At 51.5% G+C, this 19316-nt stretch carries 14 protein-coding genes, 1 tRNA gene and 1 pseudogene; 7 read left to right on the forward strand and 9 right to left on the reverse strand.

Annotated features, from left to right (window positions below; all coding sequences use genetic code 11):
• Window positions 1–30 precede the first annotated feature (30 nt).
• Window positions 31–138, forward strand: a pseudogene (locus V3O24_RS08520) (transposase); the annotation flags it as partial.
• A 106-nt stretch (window positions 139–244) separates the two neighbouring features.
• Here V3O24_RS08520 and V3O24_RS08525 read toward each other — a convergent pair.
• The 5 genes from V3O24_RS08525 to V3O24_RS08545 all read right to left on the reverse strand — a co-directional run bounded on the left by V3O24_RS08525 (window position 245) and on the right by V3O24_RS08545 (window position 3781).
• A tRNA-Lys gene (locus tag V3O24_RS08525) sits at window positions 245–320 on the reverse strand.
• A gap of 61 nt (window positions 321–381) precedes the next feature.
• A complete protein-coding gene (locus V3O24_RS08530; protein ID WP_331306932.1) occupies window positions 382–978 on the reverse strand; it encodes a PqiC family protein in 597 nt (198 codons plus the stop codon).
• Between the two features lies 1 nt (window position 979).
• Window positions 980–2560, reverse strand: a complete 1581-nt coding sequence (locus V3O24_RS08535) for an MlaD family protein (RefSeq protein WP_104423562.1) — start codon at window positions 2558–2560, stop codon at window positions 980–982.
• Between the two features lies 1 nt (window position 2561).
• On the reverse strand, window positions 2562–3173 hold the full coding sequence (locus V3O24_RS08540) for a paraquat-inducible protein A (protein WP_104423561.1): 612 nt from the start codon (window positions 3171–3173) through the stop codon (window positions 2562–2564).
• Window positions 3170–3781: a paraquat-inducible protein A gene (locus V3O24_RS08545; protein ID WP_331306933.1), complete on the reverse strand. Its 612-nt coding sequence runs from the start codon at window positions 3779–3781 to the stop codon at window positions 3170–3172. Before V3O24_RS08545 ends, V3O24_RS08540 begins: the two co-directional genes overlap by 4 nt.
• Window positions 3782–4014: 233 nt before the next feature.
• On the opposite strand from V3O24_RS08545, the gene V3O24_RS08550 reads away from it, so the two are divergent.
• Complete coding sequence (locus tag V3O24_RS08550) at window positions 4015–5571, forward strand: bacteriohemerythrin (protein WP_331306935.1); 1557 nt, start codon at window positions 4015–4017, stop codon at window positions 5569–5571.
• 29 nt (window positions 5572–5600) lie between these two features.
• Here the strand turns inward: V3O24_RS08550 and V3O24_RS08555 are convergent, their stop codons facing one another.
• Window positions 5601–7205 (reverse strand): multicopper oxidase domain-containing protein, encoded by a 1605-nt coding sequence (locus V3O24_RS08555; protein ID WP_331306936.1) that lies wholly within the window; start codon window positions 7203–7205, stop codon window positions 5601–5603.
• A gap of 332 nt (window positions 7206–7537) precedes the next feature.
• On the opposite strand from V3O24_RS08555, the gene V3O24_RS08560 reads away from it, so the two are divergent.
• The gene (locus V3O24_RS08560; protein ID WP_331306937.1) at window positions 7538–9454 is read left to right on the forward strand and encodes an ATP-dependent DNA helicase; all 1917 of its coding nucleotides are present in this window, start codon (window positions 7538–7540) and stop codon (window positions 9452–9454) included.
• A 199-nt stretch (window positions 9455–9653) separates the two neighbouring features.
• Window positions 9654–10346 carry a tRNA (adenosine(37)-N6)-threonylcarbamoyltransferase complex dimerization subunit type 1 TsaB gene (tsaB, locus tag V3O24_RS08565; RefSeq protein ID WP_331306938.1) on the forward strand — a complete coding sequence of 231 codons (693 nt, stop codon included), beginning with the start codon at window positions 9654–9656 and terminating at the stop codon, window positions 10344–10346.
• 513 nt (window positions 10347–10859) lie between these two features.
• On the opposite strand, the gene V3O24_RS08570 is transcribed toward tsaB, so the two are convergent.
• On the reverse strand, window positions 10860–13427 hold the full coding sequence (locus tag V3O24_RS08570) for a chemotaxis protein CheW (RefSeq protein WP_104423556.1): 2568 nt from the start codon (window positions 13425–13427) through the stop codon (window positions 10860–10862).
• A 380-nt stretch (window positions 13428–13807) separates the two neighbouring features.
• Here V3O24_RS08570 and V3O24_RS08575 point away from each other — a divergent pair, with 380 nt between their 5' ends.
• Both V3O24_RS08575 and V3O24_RS08580 read left to right on the forward strand, forming a co-directional pair.
• Complete coding sequence (locus V3O24_RS08575) at window positions 13808–15328, forward strand: aldehyde dehydrogenase family protein (protein ID WP_331306939.1); 1521 nt, start codon at window positions 13808–13810, stop codon at window positions 15326–15328.
• Between the two features lie 337 nt (window positions 15329–15665).
• Window positions 15666–16808, forward strand: coding sequence for a PilT/PilU family type 4a pilus ATPase (locus tag V3O24_RS08580; protein ID WP_104423553.1), 1143 nt, complete (start codon window positions 15666–15668; stop codon window positions 16806–16808).
• Window positions 16809–16851: 43 nt separating this feature from the next.
• On the opposite strand, the gene V3O24_RS08585 is transcribed toward V3O24_RS08580, so the two are convergent.
• Complete coding sequence (locus V3O24_RS08585; RefSeq protein WP_331306941.1) at window positions 16852–16995, reverse strand: hypothetical protein; 144 nt, start codon at window positions 16993–16995, stop codon at window positions 16852–16854.
• 66 nt (window positions 16996–17061) lie between these two features.
• Between V3O24_RS08585 and V3O24_RS08590 the strand changes: the two genes are divergently transcribed.
• Complete coding sequence (locus V3O24_RS08590) at window positions 17062–18489, forward strand: PilT/PilU family type 4a pilus ATPase (protein ID WP_331306942.1); 1428 nt, start codon at window positions 17062–17064, stop codon at window positions 18487–18489.
• A 247-nt stretch (window positions 18490–18736) separates the two neighbouring features.
• On the opposite strand, the gene V3O24_RS08595 is transcribed toward V3O24_RS08590, so the two are convergent.
• Entirely contained in the window at window positions 18737–19123 is a 387-nt protein-coding gene (locus V3O24_RS08595) for a hypothetical protein (RefSeq protein ID WP_331306944.1), read from the reverse strand.
• Window positions 19124–19316 lie beyond the last annotated feature (193 nt).

The raw sequence follows: 19316 nt of genomic DNA on the forward strand, positions 1-19316 counted from the left end.
GTTAATCGAGTAGGACGCGCTTGCGCACCAAAGGTTTGGAAAGGTGATGTAGGTAGACGAGTCAAGGAATTGGTTAGGCAAACGTGCGAGGCATTTGAAATTCGGATTATAAAAGGAGTCGTCAGTAAGGATCATATTCAGAGGGTGTCCCGAATTTTGAGTAAACGAGGTTGCAGACGGGGTGCAATTTCAAAGCAAACAAAAAAGGCCTTACAAACATAAACCTGTAAGGCCTTGATATTATTGGTGGGACGTCAGGGATTCGAACCCTGGACCCATGGATTAAGAGTCCACTGCTCTACCAACTGAGCTAACATCCCAATATTTATCCGGTAATTCTAAAGGATTTTCTAAGTAAATCCAAGGACAAAATACCCGGCTTTACTTTATCTTACCCAGCGCTATAGACAATTCCTGGCTGAATTCACTCAGGACTTTGCTGAGAGCTTTGACGGTCGACGGGTAGGACGAGTCATCCAACCGGTGTTCGGTTTTGGAGTGACCATTGCTTATAAGGGTATGGTTTTTTTCATTCATGATCGACCAACGGGCTTCAAAATTTACGGCCTGCTCCGGGTTGGCGTCGAATCTGATGATGTCTATGATGATCCGATAGTCGACCGCTCCGTAAGCGCTCCAGGGATAGGCCCTGATCAGGTCGCCTGTTTGTAGTGTCGCCAGGTTGTGGGTTAACACCTGGGCGACATTATCTTTTAACGGCGACGCCCATTGATGAAATTCGGCAATGTTTACGCTGTTATCCGGCAGCCGGGTGACAATCTGCTTACGCTCAAGTAATGCCGGTATGGATACGGGACCGATGCCGATTTGGCGTTTTGTTTCAGTTGTCGTTGAGGGTGGGGGCGACTCACTCAGCGGTTCCAATACATAAAAATGGGTGGGCGGCGTCGACAGGCATGCCGAGAGCAGGGTGCAGGCCGAGACCGGTAGTAACCATTTTGAAAGTTGATTTGCCATATTACTGCTCTTCTTTGCCGCGAATTAATGAGTTGGGGTTTTGTTCCAGGTAGTCGGTCAGTTGTTTGACCGAACTTGCCGCCTGGGTCAGTTCCTGCAACAGCCGTTCCAGTTCGTAGTGGGTGGTGGAGCCGGGTTCCATAATGCTCAATACCTGGTGCGCCGAATTCATGGTTTTGTCGGCGGTATCGAGCGTTCCTTGGGCGGTGGTCAGCATGCCGGTTGCCGCCTTTGAGGTGCCTTGCAAGGTTTGCAGGGTTTTATTGGCTTCAATCGTCAAGTCCTCCAGCGGCAATTTGGCGATTTTATCCATGATGATGTTCGCGGAATGGGTGAATTGATCCAATGAGCTGGCGGTGGTCGGGAACTCGGGATAAACGCTTTGATTGTCGCTCAACACAATTTTGCTTTTCGGGTGAAAATCAAGATCGACCAGCAATTGTCCGGTCAGCAGGCTGCCGGTTTGCAATTGCGCGCGCAGGCCTTTGTTGATCAGCTGCGCCATAATATCCTTATCGCTGATGTTGCTGTCGTTATTGATTTCCTTGATGCGCGCCGGTTCTAACTCCACGGTGACCGGAATGTGGATTTCAGCGGTCTTCTTGTCCAGTTCCAGGCTGATGTCGGTGACCTTGCCGATGGCGATGCCGCGTAATTGTACCGGCGCACCTACGGTTAATCCGCGCACGGAGCCGTTAAAATACATGACGTATTTCAATGTGTTTTGATACACAACTTGAGTCGACAGATCATAGGTATCGTACAGTTGAAAAATGGTGTTTTCAGGCTGGATATTTTCAATGCTGTCCTCCGCAGAGGCGCGAAAGGCAATGCCGCCGCTTAACAAGGAAATCAACGGCCCGGTCCTGACTTTAAAACCATCGGCCCCGGCGGATAAATCGACGCCGCTGTCTATCCAGAAACGGGTATTTTTCCTGATGAACTGGTCGTAAGGTTTGTTGATGAAAACGGTCAGGCGTATCGAGTTCGCTTCATCGGATAATTTGTGGCTGAGTACTTCACCGACGGTTATGCCGTGAAAATTGATCGGCGTTCCGGGCCTCATAGAGCCCAGATTATTGGTTTCCAGAATGAAATGTGTGCCTTCGGCATTGTTTTTCAACAAGGGCGGCGCGGTCAGCCCGACAAAATGATCTTGCCTGGAACCGTCGCCCGGTTTGACCTCTATATAAGGCCCCGAGAGCAGTGTGCCAAGGCCTGAAATGCCGCCCAAGCCCACCTGGGGCCGCACCACCCAGAAGCTGGTGTTCTGGTTCAAATAGTCGGCCGCCGAGCTGTTCATTTGCGCGGTAATCAGGATGGTTTTTAAATCGTCACTGATGGTGATCGCGGTGACTTTGCCGACTTCCACATTCAGGTATTTGATTTTGGTTTTATCCACTTCCAGGCCTTCTGCGGTAGGGAAGCTGATCGTGATGACCGGGCCTTTTTCATTAATGGACTTGGCGATTAACCAGCCGCTGACCAGCAGGGCGATTAACGGCAGGAGCCACACCAGAGGCAACTCGGTTCTTTTATTGATGATTACTTCCGATACATCAGGGTCGATAAAGTCATTCATATTAGCGCTGGTTATCCCATATTAAACGTGGATCGAAACTTTTGGCGGCGAACATGGTCAACACCACGACCGCAGCAAACGCCGTTGCCGCAGGGCCTGCGATAACCTGCGCGACACCGCCCATATCGACCAAAGACACAAGAATTGAAATCATAAAAATATCCAGCATTGACCAGCGGCCTACAAAAGCGATAATCCGGTACATGACAGTCCATTTTTTCGCATGGGCTTGCCAGCGATAATGAACGTTGAGCAATAACAGGCTGATTCCCAGCAGTTTTAACAAGGGTACCAGAATACTGGCGACCAGAACCAGCAGGGCTATCGGCACCATGCCGCTGTTAACTAACGCAATAATGCCGCCGATAATGGTGTGCGGCTCTCCGACGCCCAGGCTCGTAACGGTCATGATCGGAAAAGTATTGGCCGGAATATACAGGCAGAAGGCGCTCAGCAGCAATGCGGCGGTACGTTGAAAACTGTTGGGTAGCCTGGGATGCAACTGACCGCCGCATAACGGGCAAAGCCTGTTTTTGTCGGCCCGTTTCGATAAACAGCCGCAATCATGACAACGGATAAAGCCTTGAGCCAGGGCTGTCTTTTTTGATTTCATGGTTTTAATCGTCCGATTTGCCGCCAGAACAGAACTTTATCCAGGCTGCTGGTCAGCATGCCGGTTACGATCAGCAGGGCGACAAAGGCGTAGAGTCCAAAACCGAACTTAAGCTCGGACGTGGAGGACAGTTTAACGCAGGCGACAATAATGCCTAGCATATAGACTTCCAGCATCGCCCATTCATCAATGTGTTGCAGCCAGCGCATCCAGTGGGCCAGATGCCGGTTCGGTTTATTAAAATAAAGATGCGCGCTGATCAGCAAGGACAAAATGATGTTCAGCAGCGGAAATAAAATGCTGGACAAGAACACCAGTACCGCAACGCCCCACATGTGTTCCTCGAATAACGCAAGCACGCCCGACCACAAGGTGCCGTCTTTCGCATTACCCAGCATCTTGATGCCGATTAACGGCATCAAATTGGCCGGAAACATTAATATCAGCCCGGCGATAGACAGCGCAAAAGTACGCTCGATGCTTTGTTTGCTCGGCCGTTGCAGCAGGTAGCCGCAACGGGGGCAATGCGCCTTGTCGCCGACGATAGTCTGGGTGGGGTTAAGCAATAAATCACACTCGGGGCAGGCGGTGAGGGTTATCTTGTTCATGTCGAGCGGTTAAATAATCAGGGCGTGGTGGCTATTATCCCCGTCAGCCCGCCTGTTGTCATTTTGACTAAAGCGGCGGGAGTAAAGGCAGATATTTCTTGGTTTGTAAAAAAATTAAGTTTACGATGATAAATTAGTATAAGTTTTGGGGCCGTAATATTTATTGATTCGCCAGTGCATAAAGTACTCATGTTATCACCTACGGCCCTCTTTTATCATCGTCAGGACTTATTATGAACGAAGAAGCATTGCAGTCCATCAGAAAACGGGTGTTTGAGTTAACCGTCAGCAGCGCCACTTCATCGGATTTGGATGTATTGCTTGAGCGCTTGTTTGTAATATTGCGCGACTATCACGATCTGCCGTTAGAACCGCGTGGCGCGATGGTGCTGCTTAATCCGCGGGGCCGCTACTTTCAAGTCGCGCAATTCGGCATGGAGCCCTTATGGAAATCGCAGCTGCGCTGGGATTTCGGGGTGTTTGCATCCGCCGTTATTGCGCCGGGCTGCCTGGTTGAAACGGTTTCGTTCCACCCCGGCGTTGGTGATGAACAGGCGTTGCAACAGCGACTATTTCTGTTGCCGCTTTGTATTGACGGCCAAGGAATCGGTTACACCACGATGTTTGTTCCGCTCGATTATCAGTCGTCTCCCTCCCATCTCGATTTCATGAATGAATTGGCGTATGTCCTTTCCAGTTTGATTCATCGCGCCCTGACCAATGAAACACTCCGTATTCGGGAGCTGGAACTGGAGGAAGCGCGTGCGGATGCAATCCGCAACTTGGGGGTGGCGTCCGAGTATCGCGACAACGAGACCGGTTGGCACATCATGCGCATGACCAACTTTGCCCAGGCGATTGCGAAAGCGATGGGGCTGCCGGCGGATCAGCGGGAGTTGCTCTATGTTGCGGCGCCGATGCACGATGTGGGAAAAATCGGCATTGCCGATGCGGTATTGCTAAAACCCGGCAAGCTGACGGATGATGAATTTGAAATCATGAAAACGCACACCAATATCGGCGTTTCCATCTTGATGGGTAATGACGCATTGATTGCCGCTGCGCGGGATATTGCCGGTTCGCATCATGAGCGTTGGGATGGAACCGGATACCCGCAAGGTTTGGCGGGCGAGCAGATTCCGATTTTGGCCCGGATTTGTTCGGTGGCCGATGTATTCGATGCGTTGACCTCAAAGCGGCCTTACAAAAAAGCGTGGACCGTGGAGGATGCGACCGCCTGGATTATTTCCGAATCGGGAAAGCATTTTGATCCTGCAATCGTCGACGCCTTTAAGCTTGCCATGCCGGAAATTTTACGGGTGCGCGAGCTGTACCGCGATGACATCATCGATCCCAAACACGTATTGATGCTCCCACCGGTCGAACCGAGAGAAAACGCGTGGGCGCCATGGAATGAAAGCCTCAGTGTCGGTATTGATGTCATCGACGAACATCACCGCTACCTGTTTGACCTGATCAACGATTTGTACGAGGTGGTCAGCAATAAGCTCGGAGCCCGCGAAGTGGCGCGCCTGGTCAAGGCACTGGATGCTTATGCCAAAGTGCATTTTCGCGCCGAGGAATTGATGATGACGCATTACGGCTATGAGGGCCTTAATCGCCAGGAACATCAGCATCACGCGTTCGAGGCGAAAATTTGCGAGTTTTACGAAGAGCTGCACGCGAATCCGCTGGTCGCGCAATTTGATGTATTGACTTATTTGCGCGACTGGCTGGTGAAACACATCCTGATTGAAGACGCCCAACTGCGTTCGCTGGTCACTGCGTAGAAAACGCGCCATCCATAGCGCGATGGAGCTTATTTGATCAGGAAATCCCGCATCATGCCCATATCCTCGTGTTCCAGGTTATGGCAGTGGTACATGAACAGGCCTTTAAAATCGTTAAACGGTTTTAATATCGTGACCTTCTCGCCCGGCATCACCAGAACCGTATCCTGCCAGCCGCCATCTATAAGCCCTGCTGAAACGGTGGCGTAGTTATCGGTCACATGCGCACTCACCTCCCGCTTGACGATCTGGAACTGTTCGCCATGCAAATGCATCGGATGCGGCATATCCATCATCATGCCGTGCATGCCGCCATCAAAACCGTTATCGAACTCGATTAATTGCAGGCTGTTGACCGGGATAATTTCATCCGGCTGAATGTCGTCCATTTTATAAGAGCGGCCATTAAGCAGGGCGGACATGTGCTCCATCGATAAGGTGATGGTTTTCGGATTGTTCGCATTGGCAGCGTTCTTGGTTTGCAGTTCGGTGATCGGGGTCAGCGCCTTCGGCAATGTATTGTCGCCTTGTTCCTTTTTGGCGACCCGGATTTTTAAGATCGGGTAGTCCGATCCTGAAGGCAGGGTACTGACCGACATCATGCCGCCCATCATACCGCGCCTGTGCCCCATCATACCGTGACCCATCATGCCGCCGTGCATGTCGATGTCAAACTGGAGGCTGCGCAAGGTCAGTTCGGCGCCTACCGTCCGTTCGCTAAAGTCCACCCATAGCTCCCGCCGCTGTCCCGGCGCCATCATTACATAAGCGTGTTGCTCGGGCTTTTCCAGTAAGCCGCCGTCAACGCCAATCACGGTCATAGGCGTGCCGTCATCCCAGGCGAGTTTGTAGATACGGGAATTAGAGCCGTTGACCAGCCTAAGCCGATAGGCGCGCGTCGCTACCGGCAACACGAAATCAGGCCTGCCGTTGACCAGGATCCGGTCGCCTAAAAAGCCCTGCATGCGTTGCATCATGCTAGCCGAATAAACCAGCTGGTTTTGGCCGTCAAAACTGCGGTCCTGGATCACCAGCGGCACGTCGTGGTCGCCGCTCGGCAAATGCAGCGCGTGTTCCTGGTCATCGCTGACGAGTAACAGGCCGGCCAAGCCGGAATAGACCTGCCGGGCCGTTACGCCGTGGGTGTGGGCGTGATAAAAATAAGTGCCCGCCCGGTTGAGTATCTCGAATTCATAGATATAGGTTTCGCCGCGATTGATCGCATACATCGGGTTGCCGTCCATGTTGGCGGGCACATGCAGGCCGTGCCAGTGCAGAATTGATTGCGCCGGTAAATCATTATTAAGGATCATCCTGACTTTCTGGCCTTTTTTAAAGCGCAGGGTAGGGGCCAGATAGGTGCCTTCATTATTATCAAGAATGTTTGAATCGCCTGTTATGACCTTGCCGGTGACTTTCCATACGCGGGTTTTTTCACCGTTTAAAATGGCTACATCGGCCGTGTTCATGGTCAATTCAATTTCAACGTCGGGAAGAAAATCGTCAGACGGCGTATTGACTCGGGTAAATTTGCCGGCCGCTTGCGTCCAGCTCGGGTAAGTGACCGCTCCGGCGATACCGATTGCGGCATATTTTAAAAATTTTCTGCGGTTGCAATTCGTCGTCGTTTTCATGTGGCCTTCCTCGGTTTAATTATTATTTTAGTAATTGGGGCATGCGATTTTGTATCACGGCCTCCGTAGTGTGATGAGACTACACAAGCAATAATTAGTCAATGGCGTTGTAAATTGGACGGTATGAGAGTCAAATCGAGAAAGAGGCAGGCACTGATAAACAGGCGGTTTATGCGGCCGGGAGCGGTTGCCGGGACACGAACGGCACGAATAAATAAAGCTTCGCGTCCTTCGTGTCTTCGTGGTGATGATTTTTAATTTATCGTAAAAAAATGAACCGCACTTGATAATTAAATTTAAAATAGCCAATAAACACAGTGTAAGAGACTCAATTGACAGACACGAAACATTTTTTCGGCAGTGACGGCGGCTTGGCCGAAGTCATCCCAGGCTATCAGCCGCGGGCGGCCCAGATTGAAATGGCCGAGGCCATTGCCCATGCGATCGACGCAAACCAGCATTTAATCGCCGAAGCCGGAACCGGAACCGGCAAAACCTTCGCCTATTTGGTACCCGCGATTTTATCCGGCAAAAAAGTCATCATTTCGACCGGCACCAAGAACCTTCAGGACCAGTTGTTCAACAAGGATCTGCCGGTGATCCGCAAGGCGATGAAGACGCCGTTTATCGCCGCGCTGCTAAAAGGCCGCAGCAATTATTTATGCACTTACCGGCTGAAAAACGCACTGACTTCCACGCTGGGTTTCAGCAAGGAAGATGCCGCCGCTCTGGCAAAAATAAGCTCCTGGTCGAAGCGCACCAAAACCGGCGATACCTCGGAAATGTCCGAGGTGACGGAGGCCGACCCGGTCTGGTATCAGGCGACTTCGTCATTGGATAATTGCCTGGGCCAGGATTGCCCTGATTACGCCGACTGTTTCCTGGTCAAGGCCAGGAAAAAAGCGCAGGAAAGCGAGATCCTGGTGGTTAATCATCATTTGTTGTGCGCGGACTGGTCGATACGCGACAGCGGTTTCGGCGAGTTGTTGCCCGACGCCGAGGTGGTTATCATCGACGAAGCGCACCAGCTGGCCGATACCGCATCCAATTTTTTGGGAATTACCGTCAGCGCCAAGCAGCTGAACGACTTGGCCAAAGACGCGTTGATGGAATATTTCAAGGATGCGACCGACATGCCCGCCTTGCGCACCGCCTGCGAAGACATGGAGCATGAAGTTAAAGACATGCGGCTGGCGTTCGGCATCGAGCTTAAACGCGGCGACTGGCAGGACATCGAGAATAATCCGAAAATAGCTGGTGCGTTGACGGCGGTTAAAGACCAGTTGCAGCGCCTGTCCGACCAGCTGGAACTGGCGTCGGTCAAATCCAAGGGCCTGGATTCGTGTTTCAAGCGCGCCGACGAACTGGTGCAGCAGCTAAAGATTATCCTGGAAGACAACAGCGGCAAATGGATACGCTGGTATGAAACCTATAAAAACACCTTCACCTTGAGCCGGACGCCGCTGGATATTGCGGCGGAATTCCGTTCCTTTATGCAACAACATCAGGCGGCGTGGATATTTACCTCGGCGACCTTAAGCGTGGCGAACAGGTTCGATCATTTCGCCAATAACCTGGGGCTGAGCAATGCGGCCAGCGCAAGTTGGGGCAGCCCTTTCGATTACGCCCACCAATCGCTGTTTTATCATCCGAAAGGCTTGCCGCAGCCCAATGATCCCGAATTCATCCCGCTGATCATCGAGTTTGCGGTGCCGGTGTTGGAGGCCAGCAAGGGCCGGGCGTTTTTCCTGTTTACCAGCCACCGCGCGCTGAAACAGGCGGCCGAATTATTGGAGAAAAAAATCGACTATCCGTTGCTGATTCAGGGCAGCCGCCCGAAAGCCTTGCTGCTGGAGCAGTTTAAAGAGGCGGGCAATGCCGTGTTGCTCGGCACCTCGAGTTTTTGGGAGGGCGTGGACGTCAGAGGCGAGGCCTTATCCTGCGTCATTATCGACAAACTGCCGTTCGCATCGCCCGGCGACCCGGTGTTAAAAGCGCGATTGGATGCGATGGTCAAACAGGGGCGGAACTCGTTTTTCGAATACCAACTGCCCACCGCCGTGATTGCGTTAAGGCAGGGCATAGGCCGTTTGATCCGCGACGTGACGGATAGAGGCGTATTGATGGTCTGCGATCCCAGATTGTTAAAGAAATCATACGGACAGATATTTTTAGACAGCGTACCGGCGATGAAGCGCACCCGCGATATAGAAGATGTGCGGGCGTTTTTTCAGGACGAAGAGCAGTAGAGCGTGCCGTGCGCGCCTTGAGATCTAAGGCGCGCACGGCACGCCCTACATATTGATTTTGCAGGAACAGGCATAAATTTAATCAATTACCATGAAGAGCATGAAGGACATGAAGACTTAAATTCTTCATGTCCTTCATGCTCTTCATGGTTTAAAAAGTTATTCACGCACATTCCTTAATTATCACAGAGATCGAATAATGAAACTATTGGCAGTAGAAACATCGACCGAAGCCTGCTCGGCAGCGCTGTTTATTGACGGCGAAGTGGCCGAGCGCTTTGAGCTTGCGCCCAAGGAACACACCAAGCTGATTTTGCCGATGATCGATGCCTTAATGGCGGATGCGGGCTTAAAGCCGCAACAGCTTGATGCGCTGGCGTTCAGCCGCGGCCCCGGCTCGTTTACCGGCGTGCGTATCGCCACCGGCGTGATCCAGGGCATCGCGTTGGGCGCGGACTTGCCGGTCGTGCCCGTGTCCACGCTGGCGGCTATCGCCCAGGATTTTTTCGATCACAATGACGATAACGTCGCCTTTGTCGCGATGGACGCACGGATGGATGAGATATTCTGGGGCGTTTACCGGCGCGATGCACAGGGCTATGCCGAACTGATCGGTGACGAAGCGGTGACTCCGGCCGATGCGGTTGAGTTCCCCGATCTGACCGGCGTAGGTATCGGTTCAGGCTGGGGCGTTTACAGCAAGGAATTGACGGCCCGATTGGCAGGGCGCGTCAGTCGCTATCAAGCCGAACTGCTGCCCAGAGCCGGAGCGATTGCCCGTTTAGGCGCGCGAGGTTTCGAGCAGGGCTTGGCCGTTGCGGTCGAACAGGCCATGCCGGTTTACTTGCGCGATAAAGTTGCCAAGACAGAGTTAGAGCGACGAAACCCTTAAGCCAATACCGTAAGGGCTATCAACTTAAGCCGGGACAGCCTGAGGTTAAGCCTTTTATATGTCCCGCCTTAAACGGGAAGCCCCGTTAAATTAAACGATATAAGAAAGAGCATTGGCTGGAGTGCAAGCTCTGCTTGCATTAGCAGGCAAAGCTTGCACTCCAATTTCTTCGTTTTTTCTCGTTCCCCCGCACTGCGCGGGAATGCGGTTAAAGGCGCGCTACGCCGCGAGTTGAGTGTATTCTACGCACTCCATCCATGCAGCGCGACAAACACTATCCATGCGTAACATCAGTAAATAATGATTAATTTCAGCTTCAATCTGAGTTGACATTTTCAACCAAACTTCTATTTAAACGGTTGATGTAATAGCGCGACATTGCATCTTTTAAAGTACACTCCAGGCCGAATCAACTAAAAGATGAAGTTGGAACGTGCGAAAGCCGCTCATGCTTCGACAGGTTCAGCATGAACGGCTTTCACACGCCCACCCAATCGCGGGCAGATGCAATTATTACTTGCGAACCGAGGAAAGAATCAGGTCTTGATTCAATACGATAAGCATTTTTCCGGTTGTGTTGCTTTCGGGGATGTTGACCAATGATTTCACATAGCCGCCGTCGCCGCGCAGTAATTCGTTAACCGGCTGGACTTGCGATTTCTCGAAGCTGGGAACGGCATCGAGCCCGTCAACCAACAGACCGATAGGGCCTACCTGGGTTCGGACAATGATGATTGCGCCGTTAGTCTTTTCCGCTTGATCGGAATCAATCGGCGTATTAGTCAGAATCCTGCCGTCAATGACGATAACCGGGATTTTTTCGTTGATGCCGTCGGGGCTGTTATCGCAATACATGACGCTGCCGACAATATAGGATTTTACGCCGGGCAGGGCGTTGATCATTGCAACGTCCACGGCTTCCAGTACCTCGGAGGCAAGAAATGCGTAGATCTCCTGGCCGATGTAAAACGTTGCCAGGTCGGTAACTTCGCCGGTTACCGGCTCTTGCGGGTAAGTGATGGCTACACGTTGTTCGGCAGCCGTGGCTTCGCTTTTCTCGCCGATGGGTATAAACACGAAGGCCGCTACATCATTATGATAGTCCCCCGTGGTTTTAAATTCGCGGTATCCGCGCGACGAGTAACAGCCGACGGCGTAGTACTTTTTGTTGTAAAACACGATCTTGGATTTGCCCGTGCCTTCTTGCAGCTCAAAAAACTCAGGGTCTATCCACAGAACCTCGCCATTGGTGTAATTGGAACCCTCGGTCGAAGCGATAATCCGGCCGCTGGGGCGCTCCACAAATAAGCCGAAAGAGCCGGGTTTGTCGGGCAGGCAATCCTCAAGCATGTGTTTGAATTCGGGCGTGGAGTCGAAAACGATGCCGATACCGCCGACTATTTTGTTCATGTCGTCAATATGACGGATGGCGGCATTGTAGACATAGGTTGGATTGCCTTCATACAGCCAGGATTCTTCAAAAGGCGACACCCGGTATTCCTGCGGCGAGCGCAACGAAAAAGTCTCCTGCGCGTAGGAGGCGGTCACCTGCCTGCCCAGGGCGTCCATCGGGTCGTCATGCAGATTGGACTCGGCCACGATAGTGCCTTTGATGTCGTAGATAAAAAGGCGCGTGTAGACCGTGTAAAGCTTGTTGATGTAGACCAGAATATCAGTGATTTTCGCCTTGTCTTCCGGGCTCAGGCGGCCTTCGGACAGGATGCGCCGTATTTCCGAAGTCAGCGCCCACCACCGGCAGTCATTGCTGCGCTCGTACAGGTTGCGGTCCATAATATCAATCATCAGCCGCGCGATGGACTCGGCATTGCGCAGTTCGGACGCAATCATCGTGGTATGCAGTTTGCTGCTGGAGTCGGCAAGCGCTTGGGCCGTGCGGGCGCCCATCGAACGCAGCTGTCTTAGAATCGCTTTCAGCGATAAAAGGTTGCCGTGCTGGTTGGTCGCCATGACTTGGCCGTTCCATATCACGCGGTGCAGGAACATGTTGATGTCCTGGGCGGCGGTCGCAACGATGCTGGACAGCTCGGGCGACAGCGAGTCGCCATGACGGAGAATTTCGGCATTGATCTCCTTGTCGGACGCGGAAGGAGCGAAGGCCGAATGCAATGTAATCATCGCATGGCCGTACCATTCCTGCCCGGAATAGCTCTGGTACGGGCGCCCTCTGTGCGTTACCGACAGATATTCGCGTCCGGCAAAGTCGGTTACGCCGTAGTGACGGCCTTCAGGAACGGCTTCGATGACGCGGCCAATCGGCACATGGTCGTAGTCGCTGGTGGCAATGACCACGGAATCGGCGTTCAGTAGTAGCATCACGGCTTTATCGCCTTTTTTTTGCAGGCTGCGGAAGATGCCTTCCATCTCGTTATCAAAACGAAACGACAGGCACAAAACGCCAATCACCGAGTCGTCGGTCGGGTCGACGATGCGTTTTGAATAAATAAGGGCCCGGTCCACGCCGGGGCGCAGGCTGGTTTTACCGAAGGTTTCGACATAGTCTTCTATCGAATGCAAGGTGCGGTCGATAATCGGATCGGAAATGCTTTGCGCGCCTGTCGGCGCGTTGCGGTCAAGCCGGGTCAGTATGCGGCTTTTGGCATCCAGAATGATAATGTCGTCGTATACGGTATATTTTGCGCAGTATTCATCGAGCAGCCGGTTAATCGAATCTATATCGGTTCTTTCGCCGTTTACGGAATCCAGTACAAAATTGCATATATCGGCATTGGTCGCCAGAAAGCCGATGTCTGCGGTGCGCTCGTACAGGTTGCGCACCAGAATGTCGATGGATACTTGCGCTTTGGATTCAAGCTCAAGGCAGGTTTTTTTGATTTCTTCGGATACCAGCTGGCTGTTCAATTTGCCTTCAAGATCGGCAAAACCTTTTTTTGTCGCTTCCATCGCCGGCAGTATCGTTGCGGCTTCTTTAGGGCAGCTTATTTCTGCAATCGAAGAAATAAGCCCCCAGGTTCCGTTTAAGTCGCGGAGTATTTCCTTGCACTGGGTAACACTTCGAATATAGGGGGAGAAAGTTTCAAAACGTTCAGCTTCAGTCAGCATGTCATTGATCCTGGATTATGCATTACAAATGAGATATGCATGACAAAAAGCAATATATAAGCCACATTGCTCATGACTCTACGGAGATAAGGTTTTGCGCGGTTATCGTGTATATTGCGTTTTAGTTGATGCACAATAATGGTGCGTAAATAAGGGCGATAGTTGCTAATGTTGTGCGGGCCGCTTGTATATCTTGATTTATTAGTGGTTTTTGATTGTGCCAAAGCCGACAACCCTAGTCAGGCAGGCGTAAGGATAACGGCCGCTGTTTTCAAATTCCGTTCATGCTACGATTTTGCCAATGAAAAGGAACGTTATTTTACGTTGCTTATGATGATAGAATTCGCCACTCTCAACTTATCCATATTTAGGTGAAAGCAATGCTTTATACAGCTCCAAATCAGCCAGGCAGTAAAGTTGACTTTAAATCCCGCTATCAAAATTTTATCGGCGGCCAGTGGGTCGCTCCGGTCAAAGGCCAGTATTTCGAAAATTCGAGTCCGGTTAACGGTAAGGTTTTTTGCGAAGTACCCCGCTCCAGCGCCGAAGATATTGAGCTGGCGCTGGACGCCGCCCATGCCGCCAAAGACGCCTGGGGAGCGGCCTCCGTCACCGAGCGGTCAAACAGGCTGTTAAAAATAGCCGACCGGATTGAAGCGAATCTTGAAGCATTGGCCGTTGCAGAAACCTGGGATAACGGCAAAGCGGTGCGGGAAACCCTGGCGGCTGACATACCGCTGTGCGCCGATCATTTTCGCTATTTTGCCGGGTGCATTCGCGCCCAGGAAGGTTCAATCGGCGAAATCGACCAAAATACCGTCGCTTACCATTTTCACGAACCGCTGGGCGTGGTCGGGCAGATTATTCCGTGGAATTTCCCGTTGCTGATGGCTTGCTGGAAATTGGCTCCGGCCTTGGCTGCAGGAAACTGTGTGGTCTTGAAACCGGCGGAACAAACCCCTGCATCTATTTTGGTGCTGATGGAATTGATCGGCGATTTATTGCCCGCAGGTGTGGTTAATATCGTCAACGGCTATGGCGCGGAAGCAGGGCAGGCATTAGCGACCAGTACACGGATTGCAAAAATAGCCTTTACCGGATCGACGCCGGTCGGTTCGCATATTCTAAAGTGCGCCGCCGAAAATATCATTCCGTCAACCGTTGAGTTGGGCGGAAAATCGCCGAACATTTTTTTTGAGGATGTATTAAATCAGGAAGATGATTTTGTCAGTAAATGCGTCGAGGGCGCGGTGCTGGCGTTTTTCAACCAGGGTGAAGTCTGTACCTGTCCATCCCGCTTGTTGGTGCAGGAGTCCATCTACGATGAATTCATCGCTAAGGTCATTGCGCGCGTCAAGCAGATTAAACGCGGCAACCCGTTAGACAGCGAAACGATGGTAGGCGCGCAAGCCTCTAAACAACAATTTGACAAGATTCTCGGTTATCTGCAAATTGGTAAAGACGAGGGCGCTGAAGTTTTAATCGGCGGCAAGGCTGAAGCTTTAGGCGGCGGTTTCTCTGAAGGCTACTATATCGAACCGACGATCATGAAAGGCGGTAATAAGATGCGCATTTTTCAGGAAGAAATTTTCGGCCCCGTCATATCGGTTACCACCTTTAAGGATGAGGCCGAAGCGTTAGAGATTGCCAACGACACTCAGTTTGGTTTGGGCGCGGGTGTCTGGACTCGCGATATGAATCGCTCCTACCGTATGGGGCGGGGTATTCAGGCTGGCCGGGTATGGGTTAATTGTTATCACCATTATCCGGCGCATGCGGCTTTTGGCGGTTATAAAAAATCAGGCGTGGGCCGTGAAACCCACAAGATGATGCTGAATCATTATCAGCAAACTAAAAACATGCTGGTCAGCTACGATATTAATCCATTGGGTTTTTTCTAGGAGAGCGCCGATTTAGTCCTTCGACGGGCTCAGGACGAACGGTAACGTATTGATTCCGTTCGTGGTGAGCCTGTCGAACCTGAACGGAAGCATTTTGTTCAGCGCTTCCCTAAAAAATCAGCGACATATTAGCGCCGGAACGATGGGTTCCGGCGCTTTCTCCTCTCATTATAAATCGGCGGCGAAGCCGTCATGGCATTGCCCCAAGCCCAGTCCGCGGCTCGATTACCTGAGATGCGTTTTTTTAGGCATCCTGAATAATTAAAATTATAATCAACCACGTGTTATCTGATTCCGGGTAAAACCACATACCGCTAACCAATACAGGGGGAAATCAATGGAAAGAAAAGAAGCGATGGACTTTATGATTAAGTTGCTCAAGCTTATGCTACATAAAGAAGGGTCCGATTTATTTATTACCGCCGGTTTTCCACCTGCAATAAAAATCAAAGGCAAGCTGACGCCGGTTTCGCAGCAGGCGTTATCGGCCAATGACGCCAAGGCCCTGACGCAGTGCATCATGAATGACAAGCAGCTCAAGGAATTTGAAGAAACACAAGAATGCAACTTCGCGATTGCGCCTGCCGGGCTGTCCCGGTTCCGGGTTAACGCCTATGTCCAGCAAGGCTGCCAGGGCTTGGTCGTCCGGGTCATCGCCGCAGAAATACCCAATTTCGATAAACTGGGTCTGCCGCCGATCTTAAAAGACGTGATGATGAACCAAAACGGCCTGGTTATCATGGTCGGCGGCACCGGTTCAGGTAAATCAACGTCTATGGCGGCAATGATCGATTATCGCAATGCGAACAGTTACGGCCATATCATCACGCTGGAAGATCCGATTGAATACGTGCATAGCCATAAAAACTGCGTGATCATGCAAAGGGAAGTCGGCGTCGATACCAAAAGCTGGGAAGCCGGGCTGCACAACACCTTGCGCCAGGCTCCCGATGTGATTGTGCTGGGCGAAATTCGCGACGAAGAGATTATGAATTACGGCCTAGAATTTTCCCAGACCGGTCATCTGGCGTTGGCTACCTTGCACGCGAACAACGCCAACCAGGCCATCGACCGGATTTTGGGTTTCTTTCCGATGGCGAAGCAGGCGAAATTGATGCAGGACATCTCGGTCAATTTGCGCGCGATTATTTCCCAGCGTCTGGTCAAAACTGTTGACGGTGGGCGTTGCGCGGCTATCGAGATTTTATTGAATACCCCGCTGATTTCCGATTATATCGCCAAAGGCGAGGCTTCCAGCATCAAGCCGCTGATGGCCAAATCCCGCGAACTGGGGATGCAGACCTTTGACCAAGCCTTACTGGAACTTTATCAGGCCGGGAAAATAGATTATGACGAAGCCTTGAGAAATGCCGACTCTCAAAACGAGTTGCGCTTGCAGATCAAACTGGCGTCCGGCGAGGACAGGTCGATGGGCGGGCTTTCGCTGCAATCGAAAGAGGACGGCGGCGACGAAGAGTAGGATTGCCGTTGTGATAAAGCGACTTGATTAGCAAAAAGGTCAGCTATTCATAGGAGCACGTCATACCGGCAGGGATTGCCGGTATCCAGACTACATGGATGTAAGCAACGTAAGCCGCCTCGTTCCGGCATCCGTTAAAGTGTCGATGAATCCCTGCCGGAACGATGACCGGGTAGTGATGACTCATCAGATAAAGCTCCGCAAATCGATATAGGCGGATTTCTAACCCCATCACACAAAACCAGATACCGATATGACCCTGACACCTTATTTAAAACTAATGCTGGAAAAAAATGCCGATAGCCTGTCTTTAAAGGCGGGCTCACCGGCGCTGTTGGGCTTGGGCGGGGAGGAATATCCTCTGGGTAAAAATGAGCTAAGCCCGAATATCATCAGAGAAATTACCTTCAGCCTGATTAATGACGCCCAAAAGCAGGAATTAGTCCAAAACAAAGCGCTTAATTTTCAATGCGCCGCACCTGACGGGGAAAAATTCAGGGTTAGCGCCAAGGTCGAGGATAACGGCCTGGTATTGTTGATCGTCCCCGATCCAGCGCAGGCAAAAACCGATGAGCCGGAGCCTGTCAGTTATCAGATTTTGGGAGCAACGCCGGAGGATGATTTAAACATCCTGCCGTATTTGGCGGCAATGACTGAATTGAATGCCTCGGACTTGTTTTTAACGGTCGATTCGCCGGTCAAAGCCAAAATTTACGGCAAGGTCGTGGCGCTGGACGATTTCCTGCTGACGCCCGAGCTGACCCAGTCCGGTGCATTCGGGATTATGACCCAGGAACAAATCGACGAGTTTTTAGCCAAGCGCGACCTGGACTTTGCGATCACCCTGCCGGACGGTAGCGCGCGTTTTCGCGCCAACGTCTTTTACCAGCGCAAAACCGTCGGTTTGGTGATGCGCCTGATTCCCTCGGTCATTCCGACCGGCAAGGAGCTAGGCACGCCGGATATTTTGATGGAACTGATCATGGCCAAACGGGGGCTGTTATTAATGGTAGGCGGCACCGGATCGGGCAAATCGACCACGCTGGCCGCGATGATTAACCACCGCAACGCCAATTCAGCCGGTCATATTTTAACCATCGAAGACCCGGTCGAATTCTCGCACCCGAACCTGATGTCCATCGTCAACCAGCGCGAAGTCGGCGTGGATACGGATTCCTATGCTAGGGCGCTGAAAGCCTGTTTGCGGGAAGCGCCCGATGTTATCTTGATCGGCGAGATCCGCGACCGGGAAACCATGTCGGCCGCGCTGGAACTGGCCAATACCGGCCACTTGTGCATATCGACCATGCACTCTAACAACGCGAACCAGGCCATGGAGCGGGTAGTCAACATGTTCCCCCATGATTATCATGCCCAGTTGTTTATGGATCTTGCCACCAATTTAAACGCCGTTATTTCCCAGCGCCTGATTCCCGACACGGCCGGGAAGCGCTGTGCGGCCATTGAAGTGATGATCAACACCCCTCATATCGCGAGCCTGATTTTGAAAGGGGAATTGAATGAAATTAAATCGGCTATGGCGTCGAGCGGCAGCAAAGGCATGAGGACGTTTGATGATGCACTGTATCTTTTATATAAGGACGGCAGGATCAGTCTGGAGGAAGCGCTTAAGAATGCCGACTCTAGTAACGATTTGGAAGCTAGGATTAATTTCGGCTAAGGGAATATCACCACGAAGGCGCGAAGATCACTAAGAAAAGCCAAGGTTGTAGGTTGAGCTGACGCGAGGAAGCCCAACATTCACGAGTCGCGTCTGGCGGGACGGGGGTTGCAACCCCGTCCCTAACGTTTCTCCGGTATTAGAGCTAAGTGGCTATATTAACAGTCGTAAAACGTTTCGAACGGGGCAGCATGCCCCGTCCGGCTGTCAGTAAGGGGCGGCGCGCTTGACAGGTTAGCCATCGCGCTCAAAATTTGAGATTTGCTTGCATTTCAAAACGCTTGAGAAGGTCTTGAATTCTTGGGTCACTACAACTGTTGGCGCGAATTGTGTCGTCAATCATTTTTTCTACAACGCCAGTGCGTTGTTTCAAACCATCGACAATCTGTTGCTCTGATTGTCCGGGGTTTTGCTTTTTCAATTCTTCGACTGCGCGGACAGTCACCACCCTGAAATTTGAAAGAAAACTGGAAAGTGTTTTCTGATCAGGCTTGATACATTTGCTTGCGGCGTGATTAGCTTGGACGAATTGCCCCATGATTTGCATGATGTCGAGTTTCTGTTCCGCAACTGCAAAGGGTGAAACCGCCAAAGCGGAAAATGCGATAAGAATTTTGATGAGTAACTTTTTCATGTGGGCTCCCTTTGAATTGAAATGACTAACGTTTAAATTAAGGGGTGCCGTTAGGCGTCCTGCTTGAATGATGGGTTGGACGAAGCCGCTACCGCGGAGAACACCCCGCTGAACAGCCCCCGATAAAACAATTAAAATTTAACCTCAAGCCCTCATCAGAGGGATCGTTTATCATCAAACAATGAGGTTGCCA

This window comes from Methylobacter sp. Wu8, assembly GCF_036440755.1.
Taxonomy (GTDB): Bacteria; Pseudomonadota; Gammaproteobacteria; order Methylococcales; family Methylomonadaceae; genus Methylobacter_A; species Methylobacter_A tundripaludum_A.

Bases quoted from the DNA above. Each gene is read 5' to 3' on its own strand.
- V3O24_RS08570 (WP_104423556.1), bottom strand. From the start codon at position 13,427: ATGCTGACTGAAGCTGAACGTTTTGAAACTTTCTCCCCCTATATTCGA.
- V3O24_RS08545 (WP_331306933.1), bottom strand. From the start codon at position 3,781: ATGAACAAGATAACCCTCACCGCCTGCCCCGAGTGTGATTTATTGCTT.
- V3O24_RS08580 (WP_104423553.1), top strand. From the start codon at position 15,666: ATGGAAAGAAAAGAAGCGATGGACTTTATGATTAAGTTGCTCAAGCTT.
- V3O24_RS08530 (WP_331306932.1), bottom strand. From the start codon at position 978: ATGGCAAATCAACTTTCAAAATGGTTACTACCGGTCTCGGCCTGCACC.
- V3O24_RS08585 (WP_331306941.1), bottom strand. From the start codon at position 16,995: ATGAGTCATCACTACCCGGTCATCGTTCCGGCAGGGATTCATCGACAC.
- V3O24_RS08595 (WP_331306944.1), bottom strand. From the start codon at position 19,123: ATGAAAAAGTTACTCATCAAAATTCTTATCGCATTTTCCGCTTTGGCG.
- tsaB (WP_331306938.1), top strand. From the start codon at position 9,654: ATGAAACTATTGGCAGTAGAAACATCGACCGAAGCCTGCTCGGCAGCG.
- V3O24_RS08540 (WP_104423561.1), bottom strand. From the start codon at position 3,173: ATGAAATCAAAAAAGACAGCCCTGGCTCAAGGCTTTATCCGTTGTCAT.
- V3O24_RS08590 (WP_331306942.1), top strand. From the start codon at position 17,062: ATGACCCTGACACCTTATTTAAAACTAATGCTGGAAAAAAATGCCGAT.
- V3O24_RS08535 (WP_104423562.1), bottom strand. From the start codon at position 2,560: ATGAATGACTTTATCGACCCTGATGTATCGGAAGTAATCATCAATAAA.
- V3O24_RS08575 (WP_331306939.1), top strand. From the start codon at position 13,808: ATGCTTTATACAGCTCCAAATCAGCCAGGCAGTAAAGTTGACTTTAAA.
- V3O24_RS08550 (WP_331306935.1), top strand. From the start codon at position 4,015: ATGAACGAAGAAGCATTGCAGTCCATCAGAAAACGGGTGTTTGAGTTA.
- V3O24_RS08555 (WP_331306936.1), bottom strand. From the start codon at position 7,205: ATGAAAACGACGACGAATTGCAACCGCAGAAAATTTTTAAAATATGCC.